Origin of the sequence: Salinibacter ruber DSM 13855 (assembly GCF_000013045.1) — a bacterium.
Taxonomy (GTDB): domain Bacteria; phylum Bacteroidota; class Rhodothermia; order Rhodothermales; family Salinibacteraceae; genus Salinibacter; species Salinibacter ruber.
Window position 1 is genome coordinate 1,173,158 of sequence record NC_007677.1, and the last position, 23,088, is coordinate 1,196,245.

Here is a 23,088-nt window from a genome sequence, read left to right on the forward strand (position 1 = left end):
AACCGATCGGGGCGGCCTCAAACGAGGCGTCCGTGCTTCCTCCACTGCCTGTCGGCCGTCCCCATTCCCACTCCTGTACGACGACCCCCCTGCCTGATCCATGGCGAACCTTCGCGACATTCGGAACCGGATCGACTCGATCGAGAACACCAAGCAGGTGACCCGGGCCATGAAGATGGTGGCGGCGGCGAAGCTGCGGCGGGCCCAAGAGAAGATCTTCCGGGCGCGGCCCTACGCGTACAAGATTGGGGAGCTCACCAACCACCTCAAGCAGGAGCTCGACCCCACGGCCCACCCCTTCTTCCAGGCGCCCGAAGAGGCCTCCGGGGCCCTGGTGATCGTGATCACGGCCGACCGTGGGCTCTGCGGGTCCTTCAACAGCGACGCCATCAACACCGCGGAGCACCTGATCGAGACCACCTACGCGGAGACGCAGTCGGCGGACGACCTGTTCATGCTGTGTGTCGGAAAAAAGGGGCACAAGCACTTTCAGAAGCGGGACTACCGCCTCGTCGGTGATTACAAAGGCGTTTTTGACGGCCTCAACTTCGACGTGGCCCAACAGGTCGTGGAGGACGCGGTGGAAGGCTTCGAACGCGGCATCTGGGGCGAGGTGAAACTCGTCTACAACGAGTTCAAGAACACCATCGTCCAGAACCAGATCGTAGAACCCCTGCTACCCATTCCGGAGGAGCGGTTCGAGACGCCGGTGATGGAGGAAGAGGCCGATGGCTTTGCCCTCCCGGAGAACGGCCGGGCCATCGACTACATCTTCGAGCCGGGGGCCCCTACGTTGCTCGATGAGCTCGTGCCCCGCTACCTGTACTACCAGGTGTGGCGGGCGCTTCTCGAATCGAACGCAGCCGAGCAGGGCGCGCGGATGGTGGCGATGGACAATGCGACCTCCAACGCCGAGGAGCTGATCGAGGACCTGACCCTTGAGTACAACCGGGCCCGGCAGAGCGCCATTACCCGTGAGCTGCTGGACATTACCAGTGGGGCGGAGGCCCTCGAAGAATCCGGGTAGAACCCAGATTGGGCAGAGCACCCGTCCGCGGCGGGGGCGTCGCGCCCGTGCAACACTGTCCGCGGCGCAACATACCACAAGACCAGAAGACGGAGAGGTGGCCGAGCGGTCGAAGGCGCTCCCCTGCTAAGGGAGTAAACGGTGATGAGCCGTTTCGGGGGTTCGAATCCCCCCCTCTCCGCCGTCCGCGCCGGTCCCGATCCTGTCGGGACGGGCCTTTTCTTTTTCGGGCCTTCCGCGTTCTGCGTGGGCTTGCCCCTCACGACGACTCTCCCTGATGGCCGAGTCTATGTCCAGCTGTCCCACCGTCGCCATCGCCGGAGCCACGGGCTTTGTGGGCACGGCGTTGCGGGACGCGCTGCGGGACGCGTACGACGTGGTGGGGCTCACGCGGTCGCCGGTGCGGGCCCGGGCGAACGCGGGCCCGGCCTCCGCCGAGGAGTGGCGGCACGCCGACCTCTTCGACCCCTACGCGGTGCAGGACGGGCTGGAGGGGGCCGACTACGCCATCTACCTCGTCCACTCCATGCTCCCGTCGGCCCGGCTCACGCAGGGCCAGGTGGCCGACCTCGATCTCCTGCAGGCCGACAACTTTGCACGGGCGGCCGAAGCGGAAGGCGTCGACCAGATTCTGTACCTCGGGGCGCTCATCCCCGAGGACAAAAGCCCCCTGCCGTCGCCCCTCCGCCGCCGGCTCGAGATGGAGGAGGTCCTCGGCTCCACGTCCGTTCCGCTGACGACGCTCCGGGCCGGGCTGATCGTAGGGGCGGGCGGCACGTGGCTGAGCATGCTGCTCAATCTGGTCCGACGCCTCCCCGTCATGGTCCTGCCGTCTTGGACCCGGGCCGAGACCCAGCCCATTGCCCTCCGGGACGTGGTGCGGGGGCTGGAAAAAAGCCTGGGCAACCCGGAGACGTACGAGGCCACCTACGACGTGGGAGGGCCTGAGGCAATGAGCTACCGCGAGATGCTGCTGCGCACCGCCGACGTGCTGGGGCTCCGGCGCCGAACCACGACGGTGCCGATGGAGTCGCCCCGCCTCTCGAAGCTCTGGGTCTGGCTCTTCGGAAGCGTGCCCTGGGCCCTCGTGACGCCCGTGATCGACAGCCTGCGGTTCCAGACGCGCGTGCAGCCGAACGAGATGCACCGGTGGCTCCAGAACGACGCCCTGTCGTTTGAGGGGGCCCTGGAGGCCTCCGTGGACGCACGCGGCCATCCGCTCCCCAATCCGCGAGATGATCTTCGGGAGCAAGAAGACGCCGTCATCCGCGACCAGAGTGTGGTCCGTTCGGTGCAGCGCATGCCGTGCCCCCCGGAGTTTACGGCGCGGGACGTGGCCGACGAGTACCTGCGATGGCTGCCCCGCCTGGGGTGGCCGATGCTTCAGGTGCACGTGGAGCACGGGCGGGTCGCGCACTTCGAGCTGCGCCCCATCGGCACCCTCCTCAAGCTCCGGTTTGCGGCCGACCGCAGCCCCGAAGGGCGACAGCTCTTCTTCGTGACCGGCGGGCTGCTGGCACAGGGCGACGGCGAGCGGTCCGGGCGGCTCGAATTTCGGCAGGTGCTGGGGGGGGAGGCCGTTCTGGCTGCCATCCACGACTTCTCGCCCCGGCTGCCGTGGTACGTCTACAACAGCACGCAGGCCCTGGCCCACCTCGTGGTGATGTGGGGCTTCCGGCAACACCTGGAGCGCCTCACGCAACGACAGTCCGAAACGCCCTCCGTTTCGTCCGCCCTCCACGGCCCCTCCTCGTAGGTCGCGCCTGCTCTGCCTCACGAACCCTGTTCCGCCCGATCCGGTCGGGCCGTTTTGCCCCTCGATGTCTACTTTTGCCGACGCGCCGTTTACCGAGGACCAGGAAGAGGCGTACGATCACGTCTACGATCGCCTCGCGCAGGGCGAGCGGTTTACGGGACTGCGCGGATACGCAGGCACCGGGAAAACGTACCTCGTGAGCCGCCTCGTGGAGCAGCTCCTAGACGAGGACTGCACAGTGACCGTCTGCGCCCCGACCCACAAAGCAGTACAGGTGCTGAGCGACGAGCTCGGCGACGCCCCCGTGCAGATGCAGACGCTCCACTCCTTCCTGGGCCTCCGACTGCAGCCGAAACAGGACGGGGAGTATGAGCTGGTGGCGGAGGAGGAACGCAACTTCGCCGAGGGGGTCGTGATCGTCGACGAGGCGTCCATGATTGGCCGCGAAGAGTGGTCGCACATTCAGGATGCGCCCTTCTGGGTGCAGTGGCTCTTCGTGGGCGATCCGGCGCAGCTGCCCCCGGTGAACGAGGATCCGTCGCCCGCGCTCGACGTGCCGGGCCCCACCCTGGAAACCATCCACCGCCAGGCGGCCGACAATCCGATCCTCGAGCTCGCGACCAAGATCCGCACCGGGGCCGACGGCCGCTTCGGGAGCACCTTCGAGGACGGGAAGGGGGTGGCCGTCACGCGCAACCGGGAGGAATTTCTGGACAGCATCCTGAGGGCCTTCGACGCCGACGCGTTCGCGGAGGACGCGACCCATGCCCGTGTGCTCGCCTACCGCAACAAGACGGTGCGCCGCTACAACCGCGAGATCCGCGCCGAACGGTACGGGGCCGACGCGGATCGGTTCGTGGAGGGGGAGTGGCTGGTCGGCACCGAAACCTGGTACTACGATGGCGTACAGCGGCTGACCAACAGCGAAGAGGTGCGCGTTAAGAAGGCCCAGGTGGAAACGTTCGAGGCCGACGACCAGAGCGAGTGGACCGTTTGGGAACTGAAGATCCGCACGCCGGGGCGCGGCCTCACGCGCACGATTCACGTGTTGCACGAGGAGGAGCGGGAGCGATACGAGAATGCGCTGGAACGCCGGCGCGGCAAGGCCGAGGACGACCCGTCCAAGTGGGACCGGTTTTTCGAACTCCGCGAGCGCTTCGCCCGCGTCGACTACGCGTACGCCACGACCGTGCACCGGGCGCAGGGCTCCACCTACGACACCGTGTTCGTGGACCACCGCGACCTGCGCGTGTGCCGGGGCGAGGAGCGGGGGGCCCTCCTCTACGTGGCCGTCACGCGTCCGTCCCGGCGGCTTGCACTGCTGGTGTGAAAAGCCAGAGGGGCCTCGGGCCCGGAACGATACGTCCTCACTCGGAACGCCGCTCCGCGGTGGCCTCCACCTCCGTCCAGACGCGGAGCAGGTTCGCCCCGAGGATCTGCTGAATCGCTGGGTCCGAGTAGCCGCGCCGGAGGAGCTCCGCGACGAGGGCCGGGTAGCCCGAGGCGTCCTGCAGGCCCTCCGGCAGCGCAAAGACGCCGTCAAAGTCGGAGCCAAGGCCCACGTGCTCGGTGCCCACGAGGCCCACGGCGTGGTCGATGTGGTCGGCCACGTCCTGCACGGTGCCGATCGGGTGCTCGCGGCGCGTCTGTTGTTCGTAAACGACCGCCTCGCGCGAGTCCTCCGCCCAGCCCATCGAGTCGATGTGCGCATTCATGGCGTCGCGGATGGGGGCGTCCCGGTCCCGATACGCGTTGCGGAGGAAGGAGGAGCCGAACGTGATCATCACGACGCCGCCGGTGTCGGCGATCCCTTCGATGAGTTCGTCACTCACGTTGCGTTCCCAGCCGGGCGTAAAGTGGCGGCAGGACGAGTGGGAGGCGATGACCGGCGCGTCGGACTGCTCGATGGCATCCAGGGCCGTCGCGTCGGTGACGTGGGAGACATCCACCATGATGCCGAGCCGGTTCATTTCCGCGACCACCTGCTCCCCGAACGGACTCAATCCATTCCACCGCGGCTCGGCGTCGTCGTAGGACGAATCCCCGAGTCGGTTGTGTGCGCCGTGCGTGAGGGTGATGTACCGGATGCCGCGGTCGTAGAAGTGCTCCACGTTGTCGAGTTCGCCGCCGAGGCCGGCGCCGTTTTCCATGCCCAGGGGGAGGGCCACGGCCTCCGTCGTGGCAATCTGCCGCACCTCGTTCGGCGAGGTCGCCAGTGCAAACTCGGTCGGGTGATCCGTCGCGATCTTCTCTACCAGGTCGATGAGCGCGTCGGCCCGGTTCGTCGCGGCGGCGGGGTTGCTCTGCAGGTACGGGGGAATGTAGATGGACATGAAGGGCGCGTCGAGGCCGCCGGCCCGGGCCCGCGGGTAGTCGACGTCGCCCCCCACCGTGGAGTCGGCCGGGTTTTCGTAGAAGTCATTCAGGCGGTAGGGCAGGTCGACGTGGCCGTCCACGAGGAGGGAGGCCTGGACGAGGCTGTCGGCCCGGGCCTCGATCGACGCGGCGGGCTGTGCCTGAGAGACCCCGCTCCCCATCAGAAGAAGCACGAAGGAGCCAACGATCAAAGAAGAGGTCGGGGCCGGCATAACGAAGACAGGGCGGTGGAGAGAGATCCTCCAAAGAGAGGGCGGGGGCAGGCCGAAGCGGGGGGTCACCTGCGCGGCGCAGGGGTAGGCAGGCGCTCGCGCAGGGTTTTCAGGTACGACGGGGTGTCGAGAAGCCGCGGGCCGTACCACGAGAACGGCTGGCCGTCCACGATCTCGACCGACGTGTCGGGGAGGGCCTCGCGGAGGTCGGCCGTGAAGGCGTCCTTTTCGTGGAAGGGAAAGGGCTCGCTGGAACAGAGGACGACGTCCAGGTCCTGCTCGGCAAGGTCGGCGATCGTCACGTCCGGGTACCGGGTCTGATCGCCGTAGGCGTTTTCGAGGCCGCCCCAGTGCATCACGTCGTGGATGAACGTATCATTCCCGATGGTCATGTAGGGGTCGCGCCAGATGAGATAGGCGGCGCGGAGGGACGTAAAATCGGGCAGGGACTCGAAGCGCGAAATAATCTTGCCGACCAGGGTGGAGGTTTGGTCGGACGTCTCCGTGAGTGTGCCCACCGTGCGGATCATTCCGAGGGCGTCCTCAACGGTCTTCACCTCCGTGACGAACACCGGCGCAATTTCATCGAGCGTCTCGACGTCCTCGGCCGTGTTCTCCTCGTGGTTGGCGAGAACGAGGTCCGGGTCCAGGTCGCGGACGGTGTCGAAGTCGACCTGCTTCGTGCCGCCGACGATGGCCTTTTCCGAGCGCCAGTGTTCGGGCCGCTCACAGAAGCGGGTGATGCCGACGACCTCGTCCGCCAGGTCCAGATGCGCCAGCAGTTCCGTCTGGCTGGGCACCAGGGAGAGGATCCGGCGGGGCCGGTGGTCGAGTGTGACGGTGTGGCCGCGGGCGTCGGTGGCGGTAGGCATTGGAAGACTGGACTATGAGAAGGCTGGATGCCGTAAAACGACGGCCTGAGCCGGGTTGATTCCTGCAGAGAAGAATCGTTTCGGGGGCTGGGGCGTGTGGTCGGCCCGCATCCTCCCTTTCAAATCGCACCCCCCATGTCCCTTCCCACCGAGCCCATCGGCAGCATTCCCCGCCCCGAAGAGGTCATCGAGGGCCTGAAGGCGTACCGACGGGGCGACCTGAGCCAAGAGGCCCTCAATCAGATTGCCGACCGGGCCCTGCGGGCCACCATCGGCGCGTTCGAGGACACCGGCTCGCCCGTCATCACGGATGGGGAGCAGGCCAAGCCCAGCTTTCTGACCTACCCGATTGAGGGGGCCGACAACGTCGAGCCCGGCGGGGTCGAGATTCCGTTCGAGGCGGGACACACCCGCACCCTGCCCCGCCTCACCGCAGGCCCCTTCCGCTACCAGACCTACGCAGCAGAGTACCTGGAGCGGGCCCAGGCCTACGCGAGTGTGCCGGTGAAGCAGAGTGTCATATCGGCCTCGGCGCTCAGTTTCCTCTACCCGGACGACGGCCTCGACGGGTACGCGCGCGCGGCGTTTCTGGAGGACCTGGTCGACGAGGTGGAGGCCGACATTCGCCGGTGCCTCGACGCCGGGGCGCACGCCGTCCAGATGGACTTTACGGAGGGCCGGCTCGCGGTGAAGCTCGATCCCTCGAAGGGATTGCTCCGCGAGTTTGTGGCGCTCAACAACCGCGTCCTCGACCGCTTCTCCGACGAGGCGCGCCAGCGAATCGGCGTGCACACCTGTCCGGGGGGCGACAAGGACTCCACCCACAGCGCCGACGTGGACTACGCGGAGCTTCTGCCCCTGCTTTTCGACCTAAACGTAGGCCGCTTCTACATGCAGTTCGCCAGCGAGGACGAGCCGGCGCGCGTGCTCGACGTTGTGCGCGAGCACAGCACGGACGACCAGACGATCTTCCTCGGCGTGACGGACGTGAACGATCCTCGTGTGGAGTCGCCCGAGGAGGTGCGCGACACGATTTTACGGGCGGCGGAGCACCTTTCGCCGGAGCGGCTCGGGACCACCGATGACTGTGGCTTTTCGCCGTTCGGGGACGACCGGTCCACGGCCCGACGCACCGCGTTCGACAAGATCGAGGCGCGGGTGGAGGGGACGAGGCGGGCACGGCAGACGCTCGGGCTTCCGGAATAGCTCATTCCGATTGCGCCAGCGCGTCGGGCAGGCGCTCGGGCAGGCCGCCGAAGCGGCCGTTGCTCATGAGGAGGGCCACGTCGCCGGGCTGCAGCGTGTCTGTAAGAGTGGGGAGCACGGCGTCGACGTCCTCGAACACCTCGGCGGGGACGCCGCGGTCGCGGATCGTGTGGGCCACGGCCGTCGGGTCGAGCATCGCGTCGGCGTCGTCGTTGTGGCGCACCGGCGGGGCCTTCAAAAACACGCGGTCGGCGGCGTCAAAGGCGGTCCCGTAGGCGGCCTCAAAGCGTGTGCGCCGGCTCGTGTTGGACCGGGGCTCGAAGATGGCGACGAGCCGCCGGTCCGGATGGGCCGCCCGGAGGGCCTCCACGGTGGCCGCCACGGCGGTGGGGTGGTGCGCAAAGTCGTCGACCACGAGCACGTCGTTGGGGCGGCCGCGCACCTGCTGGCGCCGCTTCATGCCCCCGAACGAGGCGAGCCCCGCCGCAATGGTGGAGGGGGACACGCCTTCTCGACGGGCGAGCAGGGCGGCCGCCAGCGCGTTTTGCACGTTGTGCCGCCCCGGGAGGGGGAGGCGTACCTCCTCACGGTGCCGGCCCATGCGCAGGGTGAACGACAGGCCGCTGCCCGTGGGCGTCAGGGCCTCGGCGCGAATGTCGTTTGAAGGGGCGAGCCCGTAGGTCCGGACCGGGGCCCGGGTGTGGTCGGCGAGGGCCCGCACGGCGGGGGCGTCGCCACAAAGGGCCAGTTGCCCGTCGCGGGGCAGGCGGCCGACGAACTCCTCGAAGGCCCCTCGATAGTCGTCCCGGTCGACAAAGATGTCCGCGTGGTCGAACTCCAGGGAGGTGACGATGGCCGACTGCGGGCGATAGTGCAAAAACTTGGGCTGCTTGTCGAAGTACGCACTGTCGTACTCGTCGCCCTCCACCACGAAGGGGGCATCCGAGCCCAGCGCGTAGCTCTGCTCCGTGTCCTCCATGACCCCGCCGACAAGAAACCCGGGGTCGACGCCGGCGTGCCGGAGCAGGTGCACGAGCAGGCCCGTGGTGGTGGTTTTCCCGTGCGTGCCGGCCACGACGAGGGGGCGCCGCTCCCGAAGGAAATGATGGGCGAGGGCCTCCGGAAACGACTGCTGCGGAAGGCGCTCCTCGCGGGCGTGCGCGGCCTCCGGATGGGTCGGCGTGCAGGCGTTGCCGACGACCGTCAGGTCGGGAGGGGGCACGAGGTGCGACGTGGAATAGCCGTCGTGGACCGGAATGCCCCGCTCGGCGAGATGGGTGCTCATGGGCGGGTACACCCCGTCGTCGCTCCCCCGAACGTCGAGCCCGGCCTGGTGGAAGAGGCCGGCCAGGGCCCCCATGCCCGTCCCACAGATGCCAATGAGGTGGACCTCTTCGATCTGGGCGGGCGGCGGCACGTCGGGACGCGAAAACTGCCGGAGCGACGCGTCCGGCAGGTCGTCGATGGGACGAGGCATACGGCGCTACATCGTAGACGGGTTGGGGCAACTACTCGTCCGATGGGGACTCCGACGAGGACCGCCGCGCCATCTCGGCGGCCACCTGCGACTCCGTCTCGGCGGTGGTATCGGACTCCAGGACGGTCTCGCTGGACGCCTCGGCCTCGGCGTTGGTGGGGGCCTCCAGCGCCTCGTCGGAGACCATTCCCAGCTCGCGGGCGCGCTTGAACCACTGCTTGCGGGCGAGGGCCTGCATGTCCTCCACGGAGTCGGCCTCGTCCACGATCTCAAGCCCGAGGAGCGTTTCGACCACGTCCTCCATCGTGACAACCCCCGCCACGCCGCCGTATTCGTCCACCACGAGCGCAATGTGCTCCAGGCGGTCGAGCAGGCGCTCCAGCAGGTCGGGCAGGGCCAGGGTCTCGTGCACCACCAGAATGTCACGAGAGATCTCCGAGAGGGAGACGTCGAACTCCTCCTGGGCGGCCCGGAGGAGCATCTCGTCCTTGAGCACGTAGCCGGTAATGTCGTCCGGGTCGTCGTCGTAGACCGGAATTCGGGAGAACCGAAACTCGTCGTGCTCCTCCACCACGTCGCCGATCGTCCTGTGCTCCGGCATCTGGAAGATGACGGTGCGGGGGGTCATCACGTCCTTTACCCGCAGGGAGTTGAAGCGGAAGAGGTTCCGCAGGATGCGGGACTCCTTTTCCTCAAAGACGCCCTCCTCCTCCCCGAGCTCGGCCATCGCCGTGAACTCCTCGCGGCTGAAGGCCGCCTCGTCCTCGTCCTGCGAGAGCAGGTACGTCAGCCCCTGCGACAGCTTCACGAGGGGCCACATCACGATGATCGTCGCCGTGAGGAGGCGAACGAGTGCCGGGGTGAGCGTTCTCCAATAGACGGCCCCGAGGGTCTTCGGAATGATTTCCGAGAGAACGAGAATCAGAAGGGTGAGGACGCCCGCGACGATGCCGGTATAGGCCTCCCCAAAGACGACGGCCGCCTGCGCGCCCACGCCGGCCGCGCCCACGGTATGGGCGATCGTGTTGAGGCTCAGGATGGCCGCCAGCGGGCGGTCGACGTTCTCCTTGAACTGGTGCAGCCGCTTGCCGACCGTGCTCCCCTCGCGCTCCAGTGCCGCCACGTACGAGGGCGTCACGCTCAGCAAGACGGCCTCCATCACGGAGCACAGGAAAGAGACCCCGATCGCCAGTGCAACGTAGAGGAGAAGTAATCCCATTCGCGATCAGCGGAGAGCTCAAGAACAGTCAGGGGGACAGGCCCGAACGGGGGAACCCATCCGGGCGCCCGCAGAGTGCCCGGGACGCTTTTCAGGTCGTGCTGCAAACGGACCCCTCATAAATGCGGATGGGTTCTTTCGGTTTCTTGGGCGGGGCCGAGGCGGTGGACTCGAGGCCGAAGGCCCCCGGTGGGCGACGGGTCCGCCCGGCGGCAATGCGGATGCAACACGAGATTTTCACGCGTTCGTCCGGGTCGAGCCGGTCGTCTTCCGGCCCCGATGCGTCCGGGAAAGACAGAGGGGGCGTCCCCGCCTTCACGTCTTGGAGGGACGATCCGCCTGTGGCGTCGAGGCATCGCCCGCCGGGGCCCCGTCGCCGGGGGAGCCGTCATCGAGCAGGCTGTCCGTCACGACCGTCTCGCTGACGATCGAGGCGTCGTCCGAGCTGCCGCCGAAGGCCGTCGTCAGGCGCAGGCTCACGGAATCAAATACCGAGTACATGACGGGGACGATGACGAGGGTGAGAAAGGTGGCAAAGGTGAGCCCCGAGATGATGGCCGTCCCCATGGGGCCCCAGAACTGCGTATTTTCACTTCCGAACTGGAAGTTCGGGGCAAAGTCGGCCAGTAGGCCCACAAAGTCGACGTTGATGCCGAAGGTAAGCGGAACGAGGCCGAGAATGGTCGTGAGGGCGGTGAGGAGGACCGGCCGCAGGCGCGTCGCGCCGCCCTCGACGATGGCCTCCTGTTTGTCCTGGCCGCGCCCGCGGAGCTGCATGATGTAGTCGACCAGCACAATGTTGTTGTTCACCACGATGCCGGCCAGGGCAATGATGCCGATGAAGGTGAAGAGGTTGAAGGGCGTGCGCGTGAGAATGAGGCCCAGTAGGACACCGATCATGCTCAGGCCCACGGCGACCATGATGATGAACGGGGCGCTGATCGAGTTGAACTCCACGATGAGGATGAGCAGAATCAGGGAGGCCCCGATCAGGAGCGCCGTCGTGAGGAAGCCGAAGGACTCTTGCTGGTCCTCGTTGCCCCCGGTGTACTCCATCGTGTAGCCCGGGGGCAGGCCCTGCCGGTACTCGGAGAGCTCGTCCTGCACGCGGGTTAGCACCTCTGGGCCGTTGTAGCCGGGGGCGGCGCCGCCGGAGACGGTCACCACGCGGTTCTGGTCGATTCGGGTGATGGACCCGAAGCCGGTTCCCTCCTCAATGTCGGCCACCGAGGTGAGGGGAATCTGCTGGCCGCGGGGGTTGGTCACGGTCAGGCTCCCGAGGCTCTCGATGCTCTTTCGGTCCTGCTTTTGGAGGCGCACGGTGATGTCGTACTCGTCCTCCCCGCTGCGGTAGGTGTCGGCCTCCGTGCCCTGGATGGCGGTCCGCACCGTCTGGGCGATCTGGCTCGTCGAGAGGCCGTACTCCGCCGCCTGGGCGCGGTCCACGTCGACCTGCACCTCGGGCCGTCCGGTGTTCAGGTTGTCCGTGACATCGACGAGGCCGGGGAGGCGCCCGCTCTGGGCCGCGTCCGTGAGCCGGCGCTTGACCTCGTTCGAGATCTGGACAATCCGCTCAAACTCCGGCCCCGAGAGTTCAATGTTGACCGGGGGGCCGGTCGGGGGGCCCTGCTCCTGCTTCGTAAACTCAATCTCGGTGCCCGGAATGCCCTGCAGTTGGGCACGCATCTTCTCCAGGGTGCGGGTGGACGACTCCGGCCGCTCGGCGTAGTCCACCATGTTAAGGGAGACGCGGGAGCGCTCGGGCTGTTGGGCCCCGCCGCCGAACTGGGCGTCCCCGCCCACCCCCACGTTCACCAGGAGGTTTTCGATGTTGGCCTCCGAGTTCGGGTTCTGGTCCAGCAGCTTCAGGATGCGGTCCCCCACCGTCTGTGCGATGCGGTTGGAGGCTTCGATGTTGGTGCCCAGCGGCGCCTCGGCGGTAATTTGCACCCGGTTCGGGTCCGTGTCGGGAAAGAACGCCTGACCGGTGGGGGCGACCAGGTAGAGCCCGACGATGAGCACGAGGCCGCCGAGCGAGCCGTTCAGGAGCGCCGCCCGGGTGTCCGTCAGCAGAAGGCGGTCGCGGGTGTTGAAGAGGGCCCCGATGAGGCCCACCCCCACGACGAACACGGGGGCCGCCGCCAGGCGGAGCATGGTGCCGGGGCCGATGCCGCCGGCAAGGTAGTTGAGCCCGAGCACGGCGAGCATCACGGCGAGCAGGCCAACGCCCCCCTTCACGCTCGTCCAGCCGCCCAGGTAGATGCTTTCGAGGGTGTGCACCAGAACGCCGAGGGCGCCGAGGGCCGCCAGCACGCCGCCCGGCACGAGCAGCAGCAGGCCGGCGGTCTGGCCGGCCACCGTCGTGATCAGGCCGCCCCCGGCGGCCAGCAGGGCGCCGGCGGCCAGGGCCGTCAGCGCGCCCGTGTTGCGCAAGAAGGCGTACGGAACCGAGTAGTCGCGCTCCAGCATCCGCTGCAGGTAGCCGCGGTACCAGCGGATCAGGCGCGGCAGGCCGCTCTCGACGAAGCGATCGCCGATGGGGGACATCACGTAGACGTGCAGAAGGTAGAGTGCCGGAACCGCCGTCGCGACCACGACCAGCGTCTTCCAGTTCGCGATGCCGAGGGTCACGCCCAGGAGCAGAATCAGCCCCACGCCGCCGTATCGCGCCAGGGCCGGCCACCGCGAGGAGCCCTTCTCCCCGTTTGAACGGCCCTTCACCTCCACGAAGAAGCCCGTAATGACCGGGTTGATGATGAGGGCCACGAACAGCGAACTCGTGAGCGTAATGATGAGCGTGAGGGGCATGTAGCTCATAAACTCCCCAATGATGCCGGGCCAGAGCAGCATCGGGGCGAAGGCCGAGACCGTCGTGGCGGTGGCGGCGACCACCGGCCCCCCCACTTCGGCGGTGCCCAGCCGGGCGGACTCCCACCGCGAATAGCCCTGCTCCCGGAAGCGGTAGATGTTTTCGATTACCACCACCGCGTTGTCCACCAGCATGCCCAGGGCGATGATGAGGGAGAAGAGGATAATGAAGTTGAGGGTGTACCCTAGCGCCTGAAAGACGAGGAAGCTGGTAAACATGGACAGCGGAATGGCGATGCCCACGAGCGTGGCGTTGCGCACCCCCAGGAAGAACAGCAGCACGGCGATCACGAAGATCAGGCCGCTGATGATGTTGTTCTCCAGGTCCGTCACCAGCGACTGTACGTTCTCACTCTGATCCCCGGTGAGCAGCACCTCCGTACCGCTGGGAAAGCTGAACGCATCGAGGGTCGACTTCACCGCGTCGGAGGTCTCCAGAATGTTGGCGCCGGGCCGCTTTGTGACGTTTAGCGAGATGACCTGAGCCGTGCGGCGCTCCGACGCGGGCACGGATACGGTTTCGCCGTCCGCGCGCTCTCGCTTCAGGACGCGGAGGCGAGAATAGGACGTGCGGTCCTTGAAGCCGAAAATCACGTCCGCGACGTCCTTCACCTGTACGGTGCGACCGTTCGCGGTGGTCTTGACCACCAGTTCTTCGATCTGCTGGGCCGGCTGGTCGAACTGGCCGTCGACCCGAACGAGGTAGTTCAGTCGGTTCACGTCGATGGAGCCCCCCGGAATGTTCGTGTTCTCCTGCTGGATGGTGTTCACCAGGCTGTTGTAGGAGACGTTGTAGTTTTTGAGGGCCGCCAGGTCCACGTTCACCTGCACCTCGCGCGTGAGCCCCCCAATCAGGTTGGCCTCCAGCACGCTGGAAATGCCTTCGAGGTCGTCCTGCAGGTCCTCGGCCACCGTCTTCAGCCGCGCCAGCGAATAGGTGCCCGAGAGGTTGACCGTCATGATGGGGAACTGGTCGGTGTTGATCTCGTCGACCAGCGGCTCCTCCACGGCCCCGGGCAGGTCGGGCTGGGCGCGGTCTACGGCCCGGTTCACCTCCTGGTAGGCCTTGTCCGTGTTCACGTCCGGCGTAAACTCGACGACGATGGTGGAGACCCCCTCCGAGGAGGTGGAGCGCATCTCGTCGATGCCGTTGATGGAACTGATCTCCTGCTCAATCACCTGAGAGACGGTCGACTCCACGTCGCTCGGACTGGCGCCCGGGTAGACCGACGTCACGACGATCTGCGGGAACTCGATCGACGGGTTTGACTCCTTCGGAATCGTGAGGTAGCTCGCCAGCCCGCCGACCGCCAGGATCAGTGTGAAGACGGCAATCGCCGTGCGGTACTTGATCGAGAGGTTGGTGATCTTCATCGCGGAGAGGGCGGATGGTACGAGGCAGAGTGTCTATCGGGGCGTGGGGCGCGCGCCGCCCCGCGTCACCGTGAGGCGTTCCTGGTCAGTCGGTCGGCGGGGTGGGAAGCGACGAGCTGCCCTCGTACGGCGTGCCCGCCGCCGTGGTGCTATCGTACTGCTGGGCAATGCTGACCGGGGCGCCCGGGGACACGTCGTTCTGTCCCACAACGATGACCTCGTCGGTGGCGGAGAGGCCCGACTCTACGACGACGAGTCCCCCGCTGGAGGGACCGAGCGCGAGGGTGCGTTTCCGGGCCACGTCCGTCGAGTCGGTTCGCTCCGCCACGTAGGCGTGCGTGCCGGACTCGTCCCGAACGACGGCCGAGCGGGGAATCGTGATGGCGCTGTCGATGACGGCGCGGGTGACACGGAGGTTGACGCCCATCTCGGGCTTCAGTGTGCCGCGCTCGTTCGACACGGTCGCTTCGATGCTGAAGGTGCGGCTCTCAGGGTCAATTGTGCTTCCCACGAATGTGACCTCGGCGGTGCGGACCCCCGCCCCGTAGCGCCGAAAGTCGAGCTGCACGGGCGTGCCCGCCTGAATGTCGTTGGCGTAGCGCTCCGGAACGCCGGCGGTGACCTTGACCCGGCGGGTGTTCACCAGGCGCGCGATTCGAGTGCCCGGCGAGGCCTGCTCGCCCACCTCGGTAAACCGCTCCTCGATGCTGCCGGCGAAGGGCGCTCGTATCTGCGCGTTGTTGAGCCGGGTTTGGGCCTGGGAGAGCGCGGCCCGTGCCTGGTTGCGCTCCGAGCGCACCTGCTCAAACTCCAACGCGCTGATCACGGAGTCGCGGTAAAGCGGCTGCTGGCGCTGGAAGCGATCCTGGGCCAGGTCGTACTGGGCGCGTGCCTGCTCGACTGCCGCCTCGGCCTCTTCTGCGTCGATCTCGGCCACGATCTCGTCCTCCTCTACGCGCGTGCCTAGGTCCCGAAGCATCGTCACGGGCCCGCTGGTCTGGGCCGAGAGTGTGGCGTCGTCGAGGGCCTCTACGCTGCCGGTCAGGCTAACGACATCGGTGAACGAGCTGGGGGACAGGACGAGGGTTTCCACCCGGGAGGCCTGGGGCGTGCGCCCCTGGCCGGCCCCCTCCGAGGCGGCGCCGTTGGTACACGCAGTCGTTCCTGCCAGGAGGCTGAGGAGCAGTGCGGCCGCGACCGGGCGCGACCAGGAGAGGAAAGAAACCGTGGGCCAATGCATCGGGAAGCGGGGAAACGTTGTCGGAAAGGAAGAAGGGCCAAAAGGCATGTCGCGTAGACGGAGCCGTTCTGAAGCGTGCCGCCGGGCTGGGCGGAGACGCCGCGTTATTCGAGGCGGGCGGTCTCGAAGGAGGCGGCGTCCGGCACCCCGGCGGGCTGTCCGACGGCGGTTTCGAAGGCGCTCTTGGCGTTCATGTAATCCCGGACGGCCTGCAGGTAGTTGAGGCGGCTCTGGTCGAGCTGCCGCGAGGCCTCGCGCACCCGAAACGGACTGGAGACGCCCTGCCCGAGCCGCTGCTGGGCGAAGCGGTAGTTGGTACGGGCGGTCTCCAGGTTCGTGGACTGGGATTGAATCCGCTGGCGCGCCGCCTCCAGATTCCGCAGGGCGCGCTGCACCTGAATGCGGACGGACTGGCGGAGCTGGGACACCTGCAGCTCGGCGCGCTGCACCGCCACCTCCTGCTGTTGGATGCTCGACCGCCGCTGAAAGCCGTCGAAAAGATTCCAGCTCAGCTCCAGGCCGACGCTGAGCGAGGGATTCCAGTACGAGTCCGCGAAGACACCCCGTGTCCGCGTGTCGAACTCAAACGGATCGGTCGGGTCCGAAATCACGGAGGTCCGGTCGCTCGGGATGCGCCCGGACATCGACAGGTTCGCCACCGCCGCGACGGTGGGGAAGTAGCGGGCCTGCTCCGTGTCCTTGCGCACCTCTTGCAGCTCGGCGTTGAGGCGGGCCCGCTCCAAATCTGACCGGTTTCGGAGGGCCCGATCTACGGCACTTTGGACCGAGACCTCGGCGTACTGGTCGCGCTGGTCGGCCTCTAAGTCGCCGGTGAGTTGGATTGCGGCGTCGGCGTCGATGCCCATGGTCTGCTTCAACCCATCGAGGGCCGAGGCGTAGTCGGATCGGGCCTGCACCAGTTGCGTCTCGCGGTTGGCCCGCTCCACCTCTGCGCTCAGGCGCTCGGACTTCGGCACGGTGCCGGCCGAGACCTGCTGGGACACCTCGCGAAATGTTTCTTGCGCCCGCTGCAGGCCCTGCCGGGCCACGTCGATCTGTGCACGGGCCAGGAGGGCGTCGTGGTAGGCCTGCCGCACCTCGTTGACGAGCACCCGCTTTTGCCGATCGAGGGCCGTCTGGTTGAGGTCCTTGAGCGTCTGGGCCCCCTGCACCGCCGCGATGGCCTGGCCGTTGTAGAGCGTCTGCCGGAGGCGGAGGGCCCCGGTGAACTGGTTGGCCACCCCGAATGGGTTTCCTCCCCCACTGCCCGGCGTAATGCCGGCCTCCCGGCGCCCGGCCTGCTGGCGCCTCCGAAACTCCTCGATGGTGATGGGATCGGGATTCGGGTTCCCATCCGTCCGGAGCTGTTCGTTGAACGTGACCCACTCCGACGCGCCGCCGCCCGAGAAGAGCCCCGTGACGTCGCTGCCGGCGAACGGATTGGCGGTCCTGATATTGCGGGTGTAATTGCCGGTGGCGTCGAGCTGGGGGTACAACCGCCCCCACGCGCTCTGGATGCGGGCGTCGGCGTTGCGCACGTCGAGCTGCACGTCCCGCAGGGAATAGCTCTCCTCCAGAGCGACCTGAATTGCGTCGGTGACGGAGAGCAGGGTGCCCGACCGGCGACGAGCGGATGCCCGGTCCCGTGAGGTGTCTGGGTGGGCTGTGGTGTCCGAGTGGCGGATCGGCTCAATCGGCTGGGCCGGTGCGGCCGACGGCGCGAGAAGAACCGCGCAGGCGCACACCGCCAGCCCGACGGCCAAAAGCGAGGAATGGGAGGTACGCATGAGAGGCGTCGTCACGTCGGATGGAGGATCGAACACGTCACGCAGAGGCCGAGGAGGCATCCCCGACCGCCAGGCCGTCGAACAGAATGGTCGTTAGGGCGTCGGCCGCCCGGTCGGGGTTGTTCAGGGGACGAACCGCGCCGGCGGGGCCGTCGGTGGGGGCGTGGTCGCCCTCAAGAATGTGGTGCGTCCCCATGCTCCGGAGGCTCGTGAACAGGACGTTCGCCACCAGTGTGGGGGAGAGGCGTCGAATCTCCGCCTGGTCCATTGCCTCACGGAGCACAGGCACAAGGGTGCCCAGCACACGCTCCTGCTGCTTCTCGAAAAACTCGACGCGCTCGGTCTCGTCGCTGAACGCAATGGTGTGAACCTCCTTCACCAGAACGAGAAACAGGTCCTGCTGGTCGCGAACCATCTCGAAGTAGCGCACCACGAACTCGTGGACCGTGTCCCGCAGCGGACGGCCGCCGGGGGACGCGTGGAAGACCGTCCGGATGAGCCCTTCTAGCTCCTGGGAGGCCTCGTCGAAAACGGCGAGAAAGAGCTCTTCCTTTCCCCCTTCGAAGTAGTTGTACAGCGTCCCCTTGCCGAACTCTGCCCGCTCCGCAATTTCGTCGAGCGTAGCGTCGGCGTATCCCTCCTCCGCGAAGACGGCCCGTGCGGCATCGAGCATGGCCTGTCGTCGTCGCTTGCGCTCACGCTCGCGACGGGACAGAGACGGATCGGGGGAACTGGCCATGAAGCGAAGTGCCCGGATGGCTGAACGGTCAGAATATGACTACTGAGTCACCGAGTGACCGTATAGTCACTTCGCGGGCGATCCGTTCGGTGCGTTTGGGAAACGCGCCATGAAGATTGGGCGGGGATCCTGCGAAGGAGCGACCGTGGTCGGGGCTCCACAGGATGCGACCGTATCGACCCCCTGGATCCAGATGGGGATGGCCTCCGTGGAGGCGAGGCCTGGGGGCCGAGAGCAGTGCCACGTGCCGCGCATTAGCGCTCCACCGCGGCGCAGCCGAGTCCCTCCAGCGACTCGTTCAGGAGCGACAGGCTTTCGGTGGTGTCCACGCGGGCCTCAAGCCGGGTCAGCAGGTTGAGCAGGCCGACCAGGGCCTTATTGAGAAAGATGAAGTGCGGAGACCCTGTGGCGGCGCGGAGGTGGGAGGCCTGCTCGAAGCAGTCCTGCAGGCGGTCCCGAAAGGCCGGGTCGCCAAAGTCGAAGGACGACTGGCGGTAGGGCTCTACGATAAGCGATCCGTACTCGTCGAAGAAGTGGCGCAGCTCCTCCTGGGTCTCTGCCGGGAGGCCGTCGTGGAGGATGTCGAGGGTGTAAAGAAGGTCGGTGATCTGGTCCTCGTCGCCGGCCATGCGGGCCCGGAAGAGGCGCAGCATGTCGTCGCGGAACTGCTGGGGAAAGGTCTTCACGCAGCCGAAGTCGATGACCCCGAGCCGCCCGTCGTCGCGGAAGAGGAAGTTGCCGGGATGGGTGTCGGCGTGGAGGGTACGGGCATTGCCCGCCACCTGCTCGTGGAGAAAGTCCCACAGCAGCTGCCCAAATCGATCACGCTCGCCTGGGCTCGGATCCGCATCGAGGAAGGCATCGAGGTGCTGGCCGTCGACGTGCGTCATCGTCAGGACCGTCTCGGCCGTCCGGTCGGGGACCGGGCGGGGGACGACGAGCTTCTCCCCGTCGTACTGGTCCGCGAAGTGGTCGATGTTCTGCGCCTCATTGAGGTAGTCTGTTTCCTCCTGGAGCCGGGCCTTCACCTCCTCAAAATGGGCGTCCACCCCGTCGCCCTGAATCAGGCGCTCGAACAGCGTGCGGGCCACCGACAGGTCGGACTCGATGGTCTCCCGCACGTTCGGATACTGCACCTTCACCGCGACGTCCCGGCCGTCGTCCAGGCGCGCCCGGTGGACCTGCCCGAGCGAGGCGGCCGCCATCGCCTCCGGCTCGAAGTCGTCGAAGAGCAGCTCCGGAAAGCGCCCGAGCCCGTCCCGAATCCGCTTGCGCACCAGCGCCTTGTTCATCGGCGGCACGCTGTACTGCGCCTCCGCCATCACCTCCATGAACTCGTCCGGCAGCAGCCCGGTGTCCATGCTCATCGACTGGGCGAGCTTGAGGGCCGTCCCGCGGAGGCGGGTAAACTCCTCGAAGAGATCGCGGGCGTTCTGTGCGTTAAGCTCTCGCTTCCGCGCCTCCTCCTCCGCACCGGTGGCCCGGTCCATGAGGTACTGGGCGTAGTTCTTGCCCACCTTCAGCCCCGTCTTGGCGAACAGGCCGCTCCGCTCCAGCTTGGAGGCGGGAAAGTCGTCGGAGGCGTCGTCGGTGCTCATGCTGCGTCGAAGTTCATGAAAGGTGCTGCGGAAAAGGGAAACGGCCGAAGCGGAAGAAGTATTGCGTACGGTGTATTTCGTATTGCGCAATAGCTCCGATACGCAACACGCACTACGAAACCCTCGAACAGGGCAACACGGTCTGGACGTGGACACTACGTTCCGGAAAAGAGCCGCCCCACGATCGGGAGCCGCCCGATCCCCAGCGAATCGTGCTGTACGATGTGCCAGGCAAGATTCAGACCACTGGATACGCCGCGGAAGGTCACCAGTTCGGCGACGAACGCAACGAGCTTGTCGACGAGCGCCGTGGTGGCCTCCTGGTCCTCGGTTTCGTCCCGGATCCAGTGGCGGATGAGGGCGAACGTGACCTCGGTCAGCACTTCGTGCACCGGCCACAGGCCCGTGACGAGCTGGTTTGTGCCCGGCACGAGGCCATCCTCCGTCAGGAGGCCGCGGAGGGCGCTCCGCACCCCGGTTCGGAACGAGGACTGGTAGCGGGCCCGGTCGTCGAAGGTGGCCTGGACGAATGCGCGGTGCTCCCCGAGCGCGTCGAGCAGAATGTAGTAGAACGACGCCAGCCGCTCCTCGAAGGAGAAGTCCTCGTAGCCGGTCGTGGCCGCCGTGAGCATCCGGTACTGCTCCAGCGTAAGGTCGTAGAAGGCCGGGGGCAGTTCGTCGACCGTCTCGAAGTGGGCCTCGAACACGGCCCGTTCAACCTCGGCGTCGGCACAGACCGCCGGCACGGTCAGGGGCGCCTCCTGCTCTCTGCGGAGCCGTAGGGCCGATTCCACGAGCTGCTTTTTCTCGGCGAACGCGTCGGGGTCGGGAATGGGGCAGAGAGAAAAAGAAATGGACAGGCATTGAGAGGGCCCTTACGCACGATTCCGTAGGATTTTCCACGGGCCGCGGTGCCGGACGCCGAACAGGCTCCATCGGGCCGCGTCCACTCCCAAACGCATCCATTCGCGCCCTACGCCGGGACGTCGTTCTCGGGCACCCCCGTGGCCGTCTCCGTGTCGGGGTGGCTGCTCCATTCGTACCACCCGCCGTCGTAGACCGAAATGTTGGGCCATCCCATCAGGTAGGCGTTCATAAACGCCTCGCTGCCGCGCCAGCCCGTACCGCAGTAAAACGCGATGTGCTTGTCGGGCGTGATGCCCATCTCGGCCCACTTCCCGGCGATCTCCGAAAACTCCCGCGTCGTGTAGTCGAAATTGCGGTAGTTCTCCATGTGGTAGGCGTCGCTTCCACAGTTGCCGAACACCGCCCCCGGGATGCGGCCGGTCTTGTCGATGTAGTGGTAGCCGCTCCGCTCCCCAATGAACTCGGCCCAACTGCGCACGCTGACGAGGTCGCCGTCGTCGGCCTCCAGAAGGGCCTTCGCCTCGTCGAGGGTGAGCATGTACTCCGGATGGGCCGGCACCTCGGCCCCGAAGTCATCCACCGGCGCCGGCTCCACGTCGTCGGTCGAAACGTCGTAGCCGGCGGACTCCCACGTGCTGATCCCACCGTTGAGGATCTTGACGTCCTCCACCCCGGCGTACAGCATCAACGCCGCACACCGCATCGCGCCCAGGTGGCCGGCGCTCTGGGCGGGATCGTCCTGGTCGTACGTCGGGTAGGAGAAGCGCCCGTAGAGCACAACGGTGGTGTCGTGGCGAATGCCGTGGTCCTCGAGGGCCGACTTCAGCTCTTCCGGGGAGCGCCGATTCCACGTCTCTGGCGACTCCAGGGCATTCGTGTTGAGGGGGATGGCGCCGGGGATGTGGCCGTCCTCGTAATCTTGGCGGTAGCCGAAGTGCGCGTGGCACAGGACATGATCGTCGCCCCGCATGCCGGGGGGCGTCTCGCCGGTGCGGAGGCGCTGCACCCACTCCGGATAGACGAGCTGTTGGTACCGCTCCATGCGCTGGAGGGGCCGGTCCGGGTCGGGCGCCCAGTCCTCCAAAAAGCCGTCGTAGACGCCGACCGCCTCAAAGCCGAGCCGCGAGAGCTTATCCGCCATTTCCGCCGCGGCATCGGCGGTGTAGCCGTACACCGTCACGGGGGCATTCTGCGACAGTCCCTTCTCGTCGAGCACCTCCACCCAGTCCATGTACTGCGTCCATTGCAGGGGCAGGCTCTTGGCGCCCGGCACGTGCCCGCTTCGGGACTCGTCTTGAAGGGGCCAGCCGTTGTAGGCCGCGATGGGGCGAACGTCGAGAATCGTGTGGTCGGGGTCTTCCGCCTGCAGGGCGAACGCTTCGGTGGAGACGGTGTGGATCGTTTCTTCCATCAGTCCGGGGAGGAGGCATAACAGAAAAACGCTCGCCAACGAATTTGAGGGAGCGGGCGATAAGACGCAACTCTCGAAGGCCGTCGCTGGACATCCGAATACAGAAAAACCCGCAACAACTTTAGCGGAGCGTCGGAGCAAGGCGGCGGGACGTGGGCGAGACCCGGCACAGACCCCGGTGGATCGACGGATGCCGCGTGCGCCCGGCCCGGCGCCTGCAGTCCCCCCCCGAGGGAGGAGGACGGCAAACCAGAGAATGGCGAGTGCCCCCAGAAGCGGTGCCCGCCCGAGCCGGCTCGACCGCCATCGCATGCGTTCGGCCTCGGACGTTCCGGCGGTCGAGCGACCGCTCCCCGCGGCAGGGCGGCGCTGGCCGACGGGGTTCGCTGTCTCCGTCTCGCGTGGGGCCGAGTCTACAGGAGGAAAGACCGAAGTGACAGAAAAGGCACCGTCGGGGGGCAGACGAGCAGCCGCCCGTGCACGTGGTGCTCACGCGAGGAGCCGGTCGTACTCGATTTTGATGCACCGGTTGCGCACGTAGGGCAGCCCCGCCTCTTCGGCCTGGGCCTTTGCTTCCGTGGTCGACACCCCGAGCTGCGTCCAGATCACCGGATGCTCGTCCGTCTGCTCGACGCGCTCAATTGTCGACCGGACCATGTCCGCCGTGTGCTCTGGGGCACGGAAGATATCGACGATGTCGAGGTTCACCGCCGCCGGGAGGCTCGGCAAATCCGGATAGCACGGTTCGCCCAGCACCTTGTCGTAGTTCGGGTTGACCGGCACGATGCGGTAGCCGCGGTCCTGCAGGTACCGGGCAATCTTGTGGCTCGTGCGCGTCGGGGTGGCCGAGCAGCCGACCACCGCAATCGTGTCGGCCGTGTCGAGCACAGTGAGCAGGTCCAGGGACGGATTGTCGGGCATAGAACGATTGAATTCGTGCGTGGGCAGTGGAGAGGCGGAGGGGCGGTGCTTACCCTATGCCGTACTCCAGGATCCTCTTCTCCCCTCCGTCCCGTACAATTCGGTGTTCGTTACGACCTGTGCCGAGCACGAAGCGGG

General features: G+C 66.9%; 16 protein-coding genes and 1 tRNA gene. 5 read left to right on the forward strand and 12 right to left on the reverse strand.

The genetic code is table 11. From position 1 onward, the window contains the following. Positions 1-100: 100 nt before the first annotated feature. From atpG to SRU_RS04860, 4 genes are all read left to right on the forward strand, one after another. The gene (atpG, locus tag SRU_RS04845; RefSeq protein ID WP_011403678.1) at positions 101-1,027 is read left to right on the forward strand and encodes an ATP synthase F1 subunit gamma; all 927 of its coding nucleotides are present in this window, start codon (positions 101-103) and stop codon (positions 1,025-1,027) included. A 91-nt stretch (positions 1,028-1,118) separates the two neighbouring features. After that, positions 1,119-1,208 (forward strand) — tRNA-Ser (locus tag SRU_RS04850). Positions 1,209-1,316: 108 nt separating this feature from the next. Then, a complete protein-coding gene (locus SRU_RS04855) occupies positions 1,317-2,783 on the forward strand; it encodes an NAD(P)H-binding protein (protein ID WP_011403679.1) in 1,467 nt (488 codons plus the stop codon). 64 nt (positions 2,784-2,847) lie between these two features. After that, positions 2,848-4,113 carry an ATP-dependent DNA helicase gene (locus SRU_RS04860; protein WP_011403680.1) on the forward strand — a complete coding sequence of 422 codons (1,266 nt, stop codon included), beginning with the start codon at positions 2,848-2,850 and terminating at the stop codon, positions 4,111-4,113. Positions 4,114-4,150: 37 nt separating this feature from the next. Here SRU_RS04860 and SRU_RS04865 read toward each other — a convergent pair whose 3' ends face one another. Together SRU_RS04865 and SRU_RS04870 are read right to left on the reverse strand one after the other, a co-directional pair. Next, positions 4,151-5,371 carry a dipeptidase gene (locus SRU_RS04865; RefSeq protein WP_011403681.1) on the reverse strand — a complete coding sequence of 407 codons (1,221 nt, stop codon included), beginning with the start codon at positions 5,369-5,371 and terminating at the stop codon, positions 4,151-4,153. A gap of 65 nt (positions 5,372-5,436) precedes the next feature. Next, on the reverse strand, positions 5,437-6,243 hold the full coding sequence (locus tag SRU_RS04870) for a helical backbone metal receptor (protein ID WP_011403682.1): 807 nt from the start codon (positions 6,241-6,243) through the stop codon (positions 5,437-5,439). A gap of 135 nt (positions 6,244-6,378) precedes the next feature. Here SRU_RS04870 and SRU_RS04875 point away from each other — a divergent pair, with 135 nt between their 5' ends. Next, positions 6,379-7,449, forward strand: a complete 1,071-nt coding sequence (locus SRU_RS04875) for a cobalamin-independent methionine synthase II family protein (protein ID WP_011403683.1) — start codon at positions 6,379-6,381, stop codon at positions 7,447-7,449. 1 nt (position 7,450) lies between these two features. Here the strand turns inward: SRU_RS04875 and SRU_RS04880 are convergent, their stop codons facing one another. From SRU_RS04880 to SRU_RS04925, 10 genes are all read right to left on the reverse strand, one after another. Further along, entirely contained in the window at positions 7,451-8,926 is a 1,476-nt protein-coding gene (locus tag SRU_RS04880) for a UDP-N-acetylmuramate--L-alanine ligase (protein ID WP_011403684.1), read from the reverse strand. A gap of 31 nt (positions 8,927-8,957) precedes the next feature. Beyond that, a complete protein-coding gene (locus tag SRU_RS04885; RefSeq protein WP_011403685.1) occupies positions 8,958-10,145 on the reverse strand; it encodes a CNNM domain-containing protein in 1,188 nt (395 codons plus the stop codon). Positions 10,146-10,460: 315 nt separating this feature from the next. Then, the gene (locus tag SRU_RS04890) at positions 10,461-14,387 is read right to left on the reverse strand and encodes an efflux RND transporter permease subunit (protein WP_011403686.1); all 3,927 of its coding nucleotides are present in this window, start codon (positions 14,385-14,387) and stop codon (positions 10,461-10,463) included. An 85-nt stretch (positions 14,388-14,472) separates the two neighbouring features. Beyond that, positions 14,473-15,627, reverse strand: a complete 1,155-nt coding sequence (locus tag SRU_RS04895) for an efflux RND transporter periplasmic adaptor subunit (protein ID WP_237701968.1) — start codon at positions 15,625-15,627, stop codon at positions 14,473-14,475. 104 nt (positions 15,628-15,731) lie between these two features. Further along, positions 15,732-17,414, reverse strand: coding sequence for a TolC family protein (locus SRU_RS04900; protein WP_164923539.1), 1,683 nt, complete (start codon positions 17,412-17,414; stop codon positions 15,732-15,734). Positions 17,415-17,451: 37 nt separating this feature from the next. Next, positions 17,452-18,153 carry a TetR/AcrR family transcriptional regulator gene (locus SRU_RS04905; RefSeq protein WP_011403689.1) on the reverse strand — a complete coding sequence of 234 codons (702 nt, stop codon included), beginning with the start codon at positions 18,151-18,153 and terminating at the stop codon, positions 17,452-17,454. A gap of 254 nt (positions 18,154-18,407) precedes the next feature. Continuing rightward, a complete protein-coding gene (locus SRU_RS04910; protein WP_103016681.1) occupies positions 18,408-19,751 on the reverse strand; it encodes an ABC1 kinase family protein in 1,344 nt (447 codons plus the stop codon). Positions 19,752-19,906: 155 nt separating this feature from the next. Continuing rightward, positions 19,907-20,545, reverse strand: coding sequence for a hypothetical protein (locus SRU_RS04915; RefSeq protein WP_164923540.1), 639 nt, complete (start codon positions 20,543-20,545; stop codon positions 19,907-19,909). A gap of 179 nt (positions 20,546-20,724) precedes the next feature. Further along, the gene (locus tag SRU_RS04920) at positions 20,725-22,029 is read right to left on the reverse strand and encodes a rhodanese-like domain-containing protein (protein ID WP_164923541.1); all 1,305 of its coding nucleotides are present in this window, start codon (positions 22,027-22,029) and stop codon (positions 20,725-20,727) included. A gap of 489 nt (positions 22,030-22,518) precedes the next feature. Next, positions 22,519-22,950 carry a CoA-binding protein gene (locus tag SRU_RS04925; RefSeq protein ID WP_011403693.1) on the reverse strand — a complete coding sequence of 144 codons (432 nt, stop codon included), beginning with the start codon at positions 22,948-22,950 and terminating at the stop codon, positions 22,519-22,521. Between the last annotated feature and the right edge of the window lie 138 nt (positions 22,951-23,088).

What these genes read in the sequence shown, in the direction of transcription:
- SRU_RS04905 (WP_011403689.1), bottom strand. Translation starts at nt 18,153, where the DNA reads ATGGCCAGTTCCCCCGATCCGTCTCTGTCCCGTCGCGAGCGTGAGCGC.
- SRU_RS04925 (WP_011403693.1), bottom strand. Translation starts at nt 22,950, where the DNA reads ATGCCCGACAATCCGTCCCTGGACCTGCTCACTGTGCTCGACACGGCC.
- SRU_RS04895 (WP_237701968.1), bottom strand. Translation starts at nt 15,627, where the DNA reads ATGCATTGGCCCACGGTTTCTTTCCTCTCCTGGTCGCGCCCGGTCGCG.
- SRU_RS04920 (WP_164923541.1), bottom strand. Translation starts at nt 22,029, where the DNA reads ATGGAAGAAACGATCCACACCGTCTCCACCGAAGCGTTCGCCCTGCAG.
- SRU_RS04880 (WP_011403684.1), bottom strand. Translation starts at nt 8,926, where the DNA reads ATGCCTCGTCCCATCGACGACCTGCCGGACGCGTCGCTCCGGCAGTTT.
- SRU_RS04890 (WP_011403686.1), bottom strand. Translation starts at nt 14,387, where the DNA reads ATGAAGATCACCAACCTCTCGATCAAGTACCGCACGGCGATTGCCGTC.
- atpG (WP_011403678.1), top strand. Translation starts at nt 101, where the DNA reads ATGGCGAACCTTCGCGACATTCGGAACCGGATCGACTCGATCGAGAAC.
- SRU_RS04865 (WP_011403681.1), bottom strand. Translation starts at nt 5,371, where the DNA reads ATGCCGGCCCCGACCTCTTCTTTGATCGTTGGCTCCTTCGTGCTTCTT.
- SRU_RS04900 (WP_164923539.1), bottom strand. Translation starts at nt 17,414, where the DNA reads ATGCGTACCTCCCATTCCTCGCTTTTGGCCGTCGGGCTGGCGGTGTGC.
- SRU_RS04910 (WP_103016681.1), bottom strand. Translation starts at nt 19,751, where the DNA reads ATGAGCACCGACGACGCCTCCGACGACTTTCCCGCCTCCAAGCTGGAG.
- SRU_RS04870 (WP_011403682.1), bottom strand. Translation starts at nt 6,243, where the DNA reads ATGCCTACCGCCACCGACGCCCGCGGCCACACCGTCACACTCGACCAC.
- SRU_RS04860 (WP_011403680.1), top strand. Translation starts at nt 2,848, where the DNA reads ATGTCTACTTTTGCCGACGCGCCGTTTACCGAGGACCAGGAAGAGGCG.
- SRU_RS04875 (WP_011403683.1), top strand. Translation starts at nt 6,379, where the DNA reads ATGTCCCTTCCCACCGAGCCCATCGGCAGCATTCCCCGCCCCGAAGAG.
- SRU_RS04885 (WP_011403685.1), bottom strand. Translation starts at nt 10,145, where the DNA reads ATGGGATTACTTCTCCTCTACGTTGCACTGGCGATCGGGGTCTCTTTC.
- SRU_RS04855 (WP_011403679.1), top strand. Translation starts at nt 1,317, where the DNA reads ATGTCCAGCTGTCCCACCGTCGCCATCGCCGGAGCCACGGGCTTTGTG.